Source organism: Clostridium tunisiense TJ (genome assembly GCF_000300195.1).
Taxonomy (GTDB): Bacteria; Bacillota; Clostridia; order Clostridiales; family Clostridiaceae; genus Clostridium_J; species Clostridium_J tunisiense.
This window is the reverse complement of the sequence record NZ_AMQH01000015.1, coordinates 111697-124480: the sequence shown is the minus strand read 5'-3', so window position 1 is coordinate 124480 and position 12784 is coordinate 111697. Positions and strand designations below refer to the sequence as shown.

Sequence of the window (12784 nt, the reverse complement as noted above, 5' to 3'; positions counted from 1 at the left end):
TAAAAAGATTCAGCTCCACCTTAAACCTATTTAAGTTCTTATAAGGATGTAAGACTTGTTTCTTTGAGATGTGGTTAAAGATGTTATTCATAGAGATATGCAAGCTCTATGGCTATTTTCTATTCACATTGTAAATTTAGAGCTTGCATATCTGAAATTAATCTAAGTAATGATTAATTTCCATGTAGTATTAGACATTTTATTGACTATGCTACAAACTATGAAGAAACTTACAATGTATCTGCTCACCTTATTTCTATCATAAGGGAGACTTTAAGGGAGGTTTGCGAGTAATTATTCCCTTTTTTATTGATATACAAGTCCTAGGTAGGTATGTTCTTTATATATACTAAGGTTACAATGGGAAGAGACAAATTTTTTAAGTACACTGAGGACTTGTATATCTTCTTTTGAAAAACAACTTCTTGGCTATTAGTTAGTTTAAGGTTAGGGTTGGTTATAGAAGTTGTTTTTCTATATATGAGGAGTCATGGTAAAACTTAACTTGCACATAGATTAATCCTTGACTCCTCTGCTTAAAGATGAATTAATTTAAACCCATCTTGAAAGCCTCTATTAATTAAGTTTAACTAAATAGTAGTTTTAGGAAGTATAACTTCTACTTCACTGTGTGGTCTTGGAATTACATGTACTGATACTAATTCTCCAACTCTTTCAGCAGCTGCAGCTCCTGCATCTGTAGCAGCCTTAACAGCTCCAACATCTCCTCTAACTAATACAGTTACTAGTCCGCCACCTACTTGCTCTTTTCCTATTAATGTTACGTTTGCAGCTTTAACCATTGCGTCTGCTGCTTCAATTGCTCCTACTAATCCTTTAGTTTCGATCATTCCTAATGCGTTCATATTTGCCATTTTAATATCCTCCTAAAATTTCATTTAATATTTTATTTTTTGTGTTGTTTATAGTGAACCAAGGCTTGAGCTAAACTTTCGTATACACTCACCTTGATTCTTTAAGGCTTTAAAGTAATTTTTATCTTATAAGCCTAAATTTTTATATTATATTGCGTGGATTAAAGTTTGAATTTTATTATTGGAAAATGTTATTTATTTAGGGCTGATAGTTTTTCAACTACCTTACTTATGATTAGTTCTAAGTACTCTTCATTAATTGTGTTACTAGGCTCTACCTGCTTACTTCCTCTTAAATCTTCAAGTTCTCTAACTCCATAAGCCACTCTTTTTATGTTTAATAGATTCATTGGACCTATGTTGTCAGAAGTTGAACTTCCACCAACAGCTCCACAACCTAGAGTTAAAGCTGGTACTAAGTTTGTTGAACCACCTATACCTCCTAGAGCTCCTGGAGTGTTTACAAGAAGCCTTGAAACTGGAATTCTTAGTCCAAATTCCTTAATCACATTTTTATCTTCACTGTGAAGTACTAGAGTATGTCCCTTTCCTTCATTCATTAATATTTCTGTGCAAAGTTTAATACCTTCTTCTAAGTTTTCTACAGTGTAGAAAGCTAGAATTGGAGTAAGCTTTTCTCTTGAGTAAGGATTATTTTTTCCTACTGTAGTTTGCTCTGAAATTAAAACCCTTGCACCTGTTGGAACCTTTAAATTTGCCATTGAAGCTAAAGCTTCAACACTTTTTCCAACTATTTGTGGATTCATAGTTCCATTGGCTCTTAGAATGAAATTCCCAAGTTTTTTAGATTCTTCTTCATTTAAGAAGTAAGCACCTTGCTTTTTAAGTTCATTCATCACCAATTCCTTCATTGATTTCTCAACTACTACTGATTGTTCTGAAGCACAAATTACTCCATTGTCAAAGGTCTTACTGTCTAAAATTCTCTTAACAGCTAGTTCCACCTTTGCAGACTTGTCTATAAAGGCTGGTCCATTTCCTGGTCCTACACCAATTGCTGGCGTTCCAGAGCTGTAAGCTGCCTTTACCATTGCCTCTCCACCTGTCGCAAGAATTAATGCTGTATCCTTATGACTCATTAGTAGGTTTGTACTTTGAAGCGATGGTAGGGTAATGCATCCAATTAATCCTTCTGGTGCTCCTGCTTTAATCGCTGCCTCATTTAGAATTTTTGCTGTTTCAATAATACAGTTTTTAGCATTTGGGTGAGGAGAAACTACTATTCCATTTCCTGATTTTAATGCAATTAAAGTTTTGTAAATTGTAGTAGAGGTTGGATTTGTTGATGGAATTAAACCAGCCACTACTCCAACTGGAACTGCTACCTCAAAGAATTTCTTTTCTTCATCTTCTCTGATTATTCCAACAGTTTTCATATCCTTTATGCTTTCGTACACTACTCTACTTGCAAAGGTATTCTTAACCACCTTATCTTCCCATTTACCAAACCCAGTTTCTTCCCATGCCATTTTCGCAAGTTTAACTGCTTCTTTTTCTACTGCCTTTGCTACTTCTTCAACGATATTATTAACTTTTTCTTGAGTAAAAGTCTTATATATTTCTTGAGCTTCTTTAGCCTTGGCGATAAGATTTCTAGTTTCTTGTATAGACATCAAATCTTTATCTAAGGTTATCATTTATCTTACCTCCTATTAGCCCTTTAGTATGGCTTCAATTAGTTGTTCTTTCTTACTAAACTTAATCTGTTTCTTTGTTAAAGAAATCCTTTGTTCTTCTCTAAGTTTTCTTGCTAAGGATCTAAGTTCTGTAACCTTTAAAGTTTCTAAGTCTTCACGGCTTATACTTTTGTTAAGGCTTTCTTCTACTTTTTCCTTGTTATTATCCTTATTTGACTCATCACTATTCTCTTCTGTTTTAACTTGAAATTCTTTCTCTCCTGTGTTTACTGTATCTTCAATAGTCTCTCTGAGAAGAGTATCTTTTTCTTCAGTAATACACATTTTATCAGTTGTTAAAACTAGTGATTCTTCTTCTATATTTGTAATTTCTTTAACTTCTTCTTTTTCTGTTTTCAAATTATCTTCTAATTCATTCTTATCTTCAATTAGCTCTGAGGGACTTCTTCTCTGAATTATATCCCACACACCTTCATCCGCTCTTGCAATAACGTGGGTGTTTCTTAAAACTCCTAGCTTGTCTACTGCAATTGCAGCGGCTTCTACTGCTGCTTTTACAGAACCTACTTCTCCAGTAATAAGTATGGTAACAATACCACCCTTTACAAACTCACAGCTAACAAGTTCAACACTTGCTGATTTAGTAGCTACATCTAAAGCTTCGACAGCTCCAATAAATCCTTTGGTTTCAATTAATCCTAAGGTGGAATTAGCCCTAGTTAATTTGGAATTAATCATAATCTCTACCTAAGATTAGTAATCTGTAGGATTATCTGCTACAAATTTAACTGCTGCTGCAAATGCATCACAAGCTGCTTTACAAGCTGATTGGCTTCCAGTTAATAAAGCTCCACCAAAGTTTGTTTCTGATGGTGGTCCAAAGAAAGCTTTAAGATCTACTGCTGCAGCCTTCATTGCTGCATCTAGAGCATACATAGCTTCAAGTGGTGGTGCAATTAAGTAAGCTAGTGCTTCTCCTTCTTCTATTCCAGCTGTTTTAGAAAGATAAGAACCTGTTCTTGAGATGCATTGTGCATAGTAAGCAATGCTATCATCTTCATTTGCACTATAGAAAGTAGCTACACCACTCTCTATAAAATCTACTGCTGCATTAAGTCCACTTCTAACTTCTGCTGGACTTGGACCTGCAATGATTCCAATTACTTCTCCAGCAAGTTTTGTGTTAGCATTTGCAGCTCCACCATAAAGAGATCTACCATATACTACTTCCACATCTGCTGCTTTTGTAGCTTCGTCTAAGGCTGTATATGTAACATCATCGCAATCAGCTGTGATTATTCCTATACTCTTGTGTTCTGGTTTTAATTCAAATTGCTTTGCCATGTCAGTACTTACATTTGGAATTATTTTAACGCTTAATACTGATGGACGAAGTTGATCATTTTTCATTTCTTTTTCCCCCTAAATTATAGTTTTAAATCTAATCCACTGGCTTTTTTCTCTAACATTAATTTAATAATATCTGCTATATAAGCACCTGCTTCAACTGAAGGTGTACCACCCTTGTGAATGTTAGATACCACAGTTCTTCTTGATTCTGGCATTCCAACAGTTCCTTTATAGGCAATGTAAGCACTCATACTTTCTGCTGTAACAAGACCTGGTCTTTCACCGATTAGTACGCAAGTTACCTCTGCACCAATTTCTTCAGAAATTACATCCATTGCTCCAACTCTTCCAAGTTTTACGAAGAAAGGTGTTCCAACAGTGATGCCATAACCTTCAAGACCTTGAATTAAAGCTGGTAGTATATCTTTTACGTTAGCTTCAATAGCTTTTGAACTTAAACCGTCTGATACATAAATTTGAACTTGAGGTTTTTTCTTGAAGGAACTTAATTTAGCTAGCTCTTCTTTTGATAATTGTCTTCCAAGATCTGGTCTTGTTATAAACTCATCTTTAGAAGAACAATTAGTTTGTAGAGTTATTAAGTTCATTTCCTTTAAAATATCCTCATTAACATCTGTAAATACTGAGTCCTGAGCTGATGCGTGGTCTGCTCTGAATCTTAGCATGGTTTCAGTTTTATATCTTGCTCCAGTTCTACCGATACCAATTCTTGCTGGAGTGTGTTTTTTCATTTTTAAATAGCCTTCTCTATCTGTAGGATCTTCTACAAGAAGAGTTGTTTTTATATCAACTTCAGTTATATCTGGAATCATTCCATTTAAATCGACTTCACAAGTTTCCTTTGTTGTGCTCATATCAGTAGCAGCTGCTCCTTGCTTTGTAGTCATTTCTACTAACACTTGCTCAACTAATCTTTTTAATTCATTTTCTGAAAACATTTTTTTACCCCCTCTTATTTCTTAAGAAATATAGACCCGTCGCCTGCTTTTCCTGTTAGTCTTCCATTTTCCATGAAGCCCCACTTTTCAAGCCATGCTTCAAACTCAGCTATTGGTCTTTTGCCTAAAAGTTCTCTTAAGGCAGCAGTTTCGTGGAAGCCTGTACATTGATAGTTAAGCATTACATCGTCTCCATGAGGAATTCCCATAAAGTATGTGCATCCTGCAGTACCAAGTAGTATTGCTAGGTTTTCTATATCATTTTGGTCAGCTTTCATGTGGTTTGTATAACAAGCATCACATCCCATTGGAAGCCCTGTTAATTTACCCATAAAGTGATCTTCAAGACCTGCTCTTATAACCTGTTTATTGTCATATAAGTATTCTGGTCCTATAAATCCAACAACGGTATTTACTATGAAAGGTTCATACTTTTTAGCAAAACCATAGCATCTAGCTTCCATTGTTACTTGGTCTGCTCCATAGTGAGCATCTGAAGATAACTCTGAACCTTGTCCAGTTTCGAAGTACATAACATTAGGACCTGCTGCAGTACCTTGAGTTAAGGCAAGTTGTCTTGCTTCTTCAATTAAATCTCCTGATATTCCGAAGGCTTCGTTTCCCTTTTGTGAACCTGCAATACTTTGGAATATTAAGTCTGTTGGAGCACCTTGTCTAATTGCTTCCATTTGTGTAGTTACGTGAGCAAGTACACAGTTTTGAGTTGGTATTTCATATTTTTGTTTTATTTCTTCAAACTTTTTAAGTACCTTTGATACACTTCCAACAGTATCATCTACTGGGTTTAAGCCTATAACAGCATCACCTATTCCATAAGTTAAACCTTCTAATAATGATGCTAATATTCCATCTACATCATCTGTTGGGTGATTTGGCTGTAATCTTGCAGATAATCTTCCTGGTTCTCCTATAGTTGTGTTAGCATGAGCAGTTACTTTTATTTTGCTAGCTCCATAAACTAAGTCTAGGTTTGACATTAACTTAGCTACAGCTGCTATAACCTCACTAGTTAATCCTCTGCTAATTCTTCTTATATCTGCTCCTGTAGTTTTTTCATTTAAAATCCACTCTCTTAGCTCAGATATAGTCCAGTTTTTGATTTCTCCATAGATTCTTTCATTAACTGCATCTTGGATAATTCTTGTAACCTCATCCATTTCATAAGGAACTACTGGATTATTTCTAACATCAGCCACAGTTAAGTTGCTTAAAACAACCTTAGCTGCAACTCTTTCCTGAGCAGTAATTGCTGCTATTCCTGCTAGTTTATCTCCTGACTTTTCCTCATTAGCTTTTGCTAAAACTTCTTTAACATCTTTAAATTGATACACTTTACCAAACAATTGTGTTTTTAGTATCACTTTGTTCACCCCTCTATTAAAATTATGAATTGAATACTAATGTTTTGATGACTACTGGAACTACCTTACCATTTACAAGTGGACTACCAATGTCAATGTAGTCACCATTTTCAACCTTAATGCTGTCAATACAAACTACATTGTTGCTTTTATTTAGCTGTCTATGAACAGTTTGTCCTAAAACTTTTGCTATATCATTTTCAACTATAATAAATACTGGATAGTTTCGTTGTAAAAGTTCGGTCATTCCATTTATTAAAGCTTTTGACAGGTTTTGAATATCAATAAAACTTGGACTCTTGGGTCCCTTTATTGCCACCGCTACCTGTTGGCTTTCATTTTCTAAGTTAAACCACTTAAGTTTTTCCCTAAGACTTTCTTCTATAGAGTTAAAGCCCTTGGCCTCATCCTCTGAGGAAAGCTTTAGTATAGGCAAATTCTTTATTGGAAATATATTATCTGTGTAGGTTATGGTACTACCACTTATATCAGTGGTATGTGAGCCTGCACCTACAACAGTGGCTCTAATAGTTTCTTTGGCAGGTTGTAGTTTTAAGTTTTTAACTAAGGTTGATTTTGCAATTTCTTCCCCTAAAACTACTCCCATGTCTCCATATTTAAAGGGGTCAGAGTAGTCACTTCCATAAATATAATCAGCCACTCCACCAGAAAAGGTTATGTACTCAATGGTATAACCATCCTTAATGCCCTTCTTAGTTAGAAGCTCCTCATACATTGGAGTTCTTGTCTTTAAACACACTGACTCTTCTAAAATTCCTACCATTGCCTTAGCAATTTTTCTTATTTTGTCTAAATCAGCAACTTGTCCTACATCAATTGATACACCAATGCTTTCTGCTAGCTTTTTGATTTTAGGGTATATATAATAAATTTTCTTACTTTGTAAATCTATTTTTATCAGTCTACCACCTATATCTAAGCAGCCTGTATCTACTAACTCTCCATTTTTAAACAAGGCTAAGTTAGAAGTACCTCCGCCAATGTCAATGTTTACAACATAGGCATTTTCTTCATCTGAGACTTTATCTGCTCCTGCACCTCTGCCTGCAATAATAGACTCTAAATCAGGCCCTGCAGTTGCTACCACGAAGTCTCCTGCAAAACCACTAAGATTTTGTAATACTTCATTAGCATTTTCTTTTCTAGCAGTATCTCCTGTGATTATCACTGCTCCAGTTTTAACATCTTTTACAGTAACTCCAGCTCTTTCGTATTCTGATGCTATGATTTCTCTTACCTTATTTCCATCAATTTTCTTTTGATCTATTAAAGGTGTGAAGTGGATATTACTTCTGTATATGATTTCTTTATCCACAATTTTAATCCTAGGCACTGTAAAGCTACTTGCTGTATTTTCAATGGTTATATTACTGAACACAAGTTGAGTTGTAGAAGTACCAATGTCAATTCCTACACTTAAAATTTTTTCTTGTATTTTTCTCACCCCTTTTTAGAGAAATATAAAAGCCCAGAATTTATATTTTAAAATAGCTATACAAAATATAACCATTTTAAAATATATACCCTGGGCTCCGTTGCCACCTAATAAGCACGACCTTGTGCTTATATATTAATTTTTAAAATCAAAGACTACTTTTGTGCCTTCTGAATTAGAAAATATATCTAAATTTCCTTCTAGCTTATCATGAATAAGGCTTCTTACAATCATAAGTCCTAAACTGTTTTTAGGAACAGTCTCTACTTCAAAACCATTACCATTATCTATAATTGAAATAGTGGAATACATATTTCCTTTTTCAATATTAATTATAATTTCTCCTTCACTCTTTCCTCTAAAGGCATGCTTTATGGAGTTTTGGAGAAGCTCATTTACCACTAGTGCTGTGGTGGTTGCTTTATCAGAACTTATTCTAAAGTCATCGCCAGTAATCTTAATTGCTAAATCTATGTTATCCCTTTTTTCGAAGGTTACCATGCTAGATTTTATTCTATTGATAACCTCCTTAATATTTACCTCATCAATACCTTGCTTTGCAAGGATCTCGTGGGTAGCCGCTATGCTTAGTATTCTATTTATACTGTCATTCATAGCATTTAAGAAAGCCTCGTTGTCAATTCTTCTAGATTGTAATCTTAAAAGACTAGCAATTGTTTGAAGATTATTCTTAACTCTATGGTGAATTTCCCTTATAACCACAGATTTATGAACTAATTCCTTTTCTTTTTCCTTCATATCAGTTATGTCTCTAATGAGAACAACTAACTTTAGTGCCTTATTACTTTGAACTATATATTTCACCTGTAAGCACATTCCCCCTACTTCATGTTCAAAGGTATCAATACAGCAACTTGAAATTATATTTTTGAAGGGTTTATTTGTTACTGACAAGTTGGAAAAGTTCATTCCGAGAATATCTTCATTGTACCCAAGCTTACTATAAAGCAAATCCGCACCAGGGTTTTTAAACTTTAAGGTACCATTCTCATCAAAAATTAAAATAGCTTCGTTAACATAATAAGTTATGTCACTTTCTTTTTCATACTTTCCTGCTATTTGTGTGGTTAATTCTTCATTAGCTTCTGCCAATATTTCTATTTTTCTATCATTGCAAAGATCTTCAGTTACATCCTTTTCAATGATTAAAATACCAATAGTTTTATTTTCCTTATTTCTAATGGGTTCCACACTTTGTTTTACTTTAATTTGTTCTTGGGTTATACCTTTTATATTTCTTCCAGGCATTCCAATTTCAATAGCTCTAATAACTGCAGGTTCATTTTGTCTTATGGCAAGTTTTCCTACAACACTTTCCTTATATAAGGAAGTTTTATTAGTTGGCTTTGCCTCTGCTACTACAATAGCAGCATCATTATGTGTAGTGGGACAATCAATAAAAACATCGCTTTCCGTTGAATCAGCAATAAACTGAATTGTTCTAGCTATATGTTGAATAATTTCTATGTCTGTTTCTTTTAAATTTGTATGTTTTAAGCATAACTCTTTTATTTCATTCATTTCCTATCACATCGCCTTATATATTAGTAAGATTAAGCTCCATCCTTGCTCATAATAATTATTTCTGAAATATCTTCCATGGTAACTCTTTTCTTCATGCTTAAATTCCTAATCATTGAGAAAGCCTCTTGCTCTGTGATTCCATGCTCAACCATTAAAATTCCTTTAGCCTTTTCAATTACTTTTCTAGCTTCAAGCTTCTTCTGAACATTTATCATGTTAGTTTTGATTTCCTTAATTTCTTTAGCTCTAGAAATTGCCACCTCTACTGCAGGTATTAGCGACTTGTTATCCAGTGGCTTTACTAAATATCCAATTACCCCTGCCTCTTTTGCTTTTTCCACAAAGTTAGTATCACTATAGGCACTTAAAAGAATTATGCCATCAGCAAGACCTTCTTGTATAATTATCTTTGAAGCATTTATACCATCCAATAGTGGCATCTTAATATCCATAATTACAATATTCGGAGAAAACTTTCTGCACATTTCTATAGCGTCAAAACCATCGGAAGCTTCTCCTACCACGTTGTAGCCTGCTTCCTCTAACATTTCTCTAATATCCATCCTTGTAATAGGTTCATCATCGGCTATTACAATTTTTTTATTCATGTTCCCACCTCTTCTAGAAGTAATAAACCTTAAGTTCCAAAGTTATTGTTCCCAATTTAAATATTTTTTTATTATGTCTATACCTAAATTTTTAGTTGTACTTATCTGAAAAATCTCTTGTGCTCCTGCTTCTTTTAAGTACTTCTCGGAGTCTTTAAGACTTTTCTCTTCTTCACACAAGTCAATTTTGCTAATAATACCAATAACAGGTTTAGCAAAAATACTTCCAAAGCCAGGTGGAAAAATACTCATTTCCTTATTACAAGGTTGAATTAAAGCGATTACATCCACCTCTACAGAACTTGCAATAATTGCATTGTAGTAATTTCTATTTTCAATATATTCCCCTGGAGTATCTACAACAAAATTGTTGAACTCCAAAGCTTGTGTTTTCTTATACTCTAGTGTTTCATTATTTAGCATTTGTGTCAAGGTCGTCTTACCACAACCTGTTTCACCAATTAACATTATTTTCTTCAAAGGCAGCCTCCTAAGATCTTGTAATGTTTGCAGTAGTGAAATTTAGTACGTTTTGTAGCATTTCAGATACAGCTTTCAAGGAAGCTTCTATACTTGAAACATCTCCTACTATTACTAAGGATCCACTAAATCTGTCTACAAAACCAATTTCTACGTCTGCAGCTTTAGTAGCAACATCTGCTGCAATTATAGCTGCTTCACTAGGAGTTATTGTTAAAATTCCAATAGCTTCACTATACTCATCGGATAATCCTAATTTTTTGTAAACATTTTTACTTGGATGAGCAATTAAGTGAGCTAGGGTAATTTGCTTCCCTGGAACATACTCTTGTATTACTCTTTGCTTATTTTCCAAAGTTAATCACTCCATTTAAACATAAAAAGCCCCTAAAACACACCTCGGTGTAATTAGGAGCCTCGTTGCTCATAGTTTAATTTGTTCGCCATTGAACAAATATTAAAAATTTATGACTTAATTATATTAAATTATATTTAATTTGTCAACATTTTATCAATTATTTTTTTTGTTATTATCTCCCATAAAAAGCCTTCTTAAAGAGTTCATTCAACTCTTCCCTAGTAACTTCTCTTGGATTTGTTGGTGTACACCCATCCATTAAAGCAATGTCACTAATTTCATTTAGGCTTTCCTTAAAATCTACTTCGTTAATTTTCAAGTCTAAAATTTTATTTGGAATACCTAGATTTTTAATTAGAGCCTTCACCGCACTAATTAAGGCTTTAACCCCTTCTCGTACGTTGTTTGAGGTAGTTAACCCTAAAAACTTAGCAATTTCTGCATATTTTATAGCTGCTCTAGTATACTCCTGTGCCGAAGTCATTTTAACATTGGCATTGAATTCTATTACATAAGGTAGTAACAGTGCATTAGCCTTTCCATGTGGAATATGGAATCTTCCACCTAAAATATGGGCCATGCTATGATTTATTCCTAAAGAAGCATTTGTAAAGGCAAGTCCAGCAATACATGAAGCATTATGCATTTTTTCTCTTGCCTCCATGTCATCACCCTTATCGTAAGCTCTTTTCAAATTTTTAAACACAAGTTTAATTGCCTTTTCTGCAAGGGCATCTGTATAATCCGTAGCATTCGTTGACACATAAGCTTCTATAGCGTGAGTTAACACATCTATTCCTGTATCAGCAGTTATGGCTTTGGGTACAGATTTAACTAGTTCAGCATCCAAAATAGCCATATCAGGTATCATAGCTTCTTCTACTAGGGGATATTTCATATTAAATTTCTTATCCGTAATAACTGAAAAAGCTGTTACCTCAGAACCAGTACCACTAGTAGTTGGAATTGCTATAAACTTTGGTTTCTCAATTTTAGCTGAAGAGTCCAAACCAGTTTTTACTAAAGTTCTAAAATAACTAATAGCTTTAGCTGCATCAATAGCTGAACCTCCTCCCATGGTTATAACCGCATCTGGATTAAACTTGTCCATAACTTTAACACCCTTTGCAATCACTTCAATAGGTGGGTCAGGAACTATTTCTGAAAAAATTTCATAATCAATATTCCCCTGCTCTAATTGGTCTGTAACCTTATTAATAAAACCTGAGGTTACCATAAAAGGGTCTGTTACAATAAAGGCTTTTTTACAATTTATTTCTCTTAGCTTTTTTAGCTCTCCTTGTCCAAAGTAAACCTTAGGACCAACAGAAAAAACACTCATTTAATCACTTCCTACTTTCATGTTTTATATCTAACAGAACTCTCAATTAATAACCATATTTATGATACTCAAAGCACTGGAAGGAGAAATGACGTTCCTAAAGTTTCTTCATCAAACATACTCAAAATTTTATAAACTCTTTAACCTTGAGTATCTTTAGAAATCTCAAGAGATTATTAGTCACCTTCCAAAATGTGGTTTTATATAAACAAAAAAGCTCCTTAAGAAAAATCTTAAGGAGCACCGTTGCTCACTAGTTATATACGCCTTTGTATATAAAAATATTAAATTAAAAATTCTGCATTATTTAATTTATATGTTATAACTATAACTTATATTTGTCAAGAAACAAAGTGATTTGAATTTTTATACCTTCTCAACTTCCATCTTTATGGTCTTGATTTTAAATATAAAATAGTAATATTTACATAAAATAATTAGAATAAGTATGATTTTCATTACTACACTTTTTAATATAATCAGTGGAAATGCTATCATGAAGTCTGCAAATAGCAATATTGCAATCTTTTGCTTAATAGTCATGGCTCTCTCCTTAACAAAGGACTCAAGGTGCTTTTTATAAATCTTAGTTTCCTTAAACCATTTATCAAATTTTTCTGATCCTCTTACAAAGCAAAAGGAAGCTAATAAAAGAAAGGGAGTGGTAGGTAAAATTGGTAGTACTACTCCTATTAGGGCACAAGCAAATGCAATGAATCCCATTATTACAAAAATCAGCTTTTTAAATCTTTCCACTACAAAGCCCTCCTT

At 33.8% G+C, this 12784-nt stretch carries 13 protein-coding genes; all 13 read right to left on the bottom strand.

From position 1 onward, the window contains the following. Positions 1–590: 590 nt before the first annotated feature. On the bottom strand, positions 591–875 hold the full coding sequence (gene eutM / locus C661_RS0116165) for an ethanolamine utilization microcompartment protein EutM (protein ID WP_017416389.1): 285 nt from the start codon (positions 873–875) through the stop codon (positions 591–593). Positions 876–1066: 191 nt separating this feature from the next. Continuing rightward, a complete protein-coding gene (locus tag C661_RS22150) occupies positions 1067–2533 on the bottom strand; it encodes an acetaldehyde dehydrogenase (acetylating) (protein ID WP_017416388.1) in 1467 nt (488 codons plus the stop codon). 15 nt (positions 2534–2548) lie between these two features. Continuing rightward, complete coding sequence (locus tag C661_RS0116155) at positions 2549–3271, bottom strand: BMC domain-containing protein (protein ID WP_017416387.1); 723 nt, start codon at positions 3269–3271, stop codon at positions 2549–2551. Between the two features lie 15 nt (positions 3272–3286). Beyond that, a complete protein-coding gene (gene eutL / locus C661_RS0116150) occupies positions 3287–3943 on the bottom strand; it encodes an ethanolamine utilization microcompartment protein EutL (RefSeq protein WP_017416386.1) in 657 nt (218 codons plus the stop codon). Between the two features lie 17 nt (positions 3944–3960). Continuing rightward, on the bottom strand, positions 3961–4842 hold the full coding sequence (gene eutC, locus C661_RS0116145) for an ethanolamine ammonia-lyase subunit EutC (RefSeq protein ID WP_017416385.1): 882 nt from the start codon (positions 4840–4842) through the stop codon (positions 3961–3963). A gap of 14 nt (positions 4843–4856) precedes the next feature. Next, positions 4857–6224 carry an ethanolamine ammonia-lyase subunit EutB gene (locus tag C661_RS0116140; RefSeq protein WP_017416384.1) on the bottom strand — a complete coding sequence of 456 codons (1368 nt, stop codon included), beginning with the start codon at positions 6222–6224 and terminating at the stop codon, positions 4857–4859. Between the two features lie 22 nt (positions 6225–6246). Then, positions 6247–7680, bottom strand: a complete 1434-nt coding sequence (gene eutA / locus C661_RS0116135) for an ethanolamine ammonia-lyase reactivating factor EutA (protein WP_026051092.1) — start codon at positions 7678–7680, stop codon at positions 6247–6249. 135 nt (positions 7681–7815) lie between these two features. After that, positions 7816–9222 carry a GAF domain-containing sensor histidine kinase gene (locus C661_RS0116130; RefSeq protein WP_017416382.1) on the bottom strand — a complete coding sequence of 469 codons (1407 nt, stop codon included), beginning with the start codon at positions 9220–9222 and terminating at the stop codon, positions 7816–7818. 32 nt (positions 9223–9254) lie between these two features. Next, on the bottom strand, positions 9255–9833 hold the full coding sequence (locus tag C661_RS0116125) for an ANTAR domain-containing response regulator (protein ID WP_017416381.1): 579 nt from the start codon (positions 9831–9833) through the stop codon (positions 9255–9257). Between the two features lie 42 nt (positions 9834–9875). After that, positions 9876–10313, bottom strand: coding sequence for a EutP/PduV family microcompartment system protein (locus tag C661_RS0116120; RefSeq protein ID WP_017416380.1), 438 nt, complete (start codon positions 10311–10313; stop codon positions 9876–9878). Positions 10314–10323: 10 nt separating this feature from the next. Continuing rightward, a complete protein-coding gene (gene eutS / locus C661_RS0116115) occupies positions 10324–10668 on the bottom strand; it encodes an ethanolamine utilization microcompartment protein EutS (protein WP_017416379.1) in 345 nt (114 codons plus the stop codon). A gap of 175 nt (positions 10669–10843) precedes the next feature. Beyond that, a complete protein-coding gene (locus C661_RS0116110) occupies positions 10844–12013 on the bottom strand; it encodes a 1-propanol dehydrogenase PduQ (RefSeq protein WP_017416378.1) in 1170 nt (389 codons plus the stop codon). A gap of 366 nt (positions 12014–12379) precedes the next feature. Then, the gene (locus C661_RS0116105) at positions 12380–12769 is read right to left on the bottom strand and encodes a YbaN family protein (protein ID WP_017416377.1); all 390 of its coding nucleotides are present in this window, start codon (positions 12767–12769) and stop codon (positions 12380–12382) included. Positions 12770–12784: the final 15 nt, after the last annotated feature.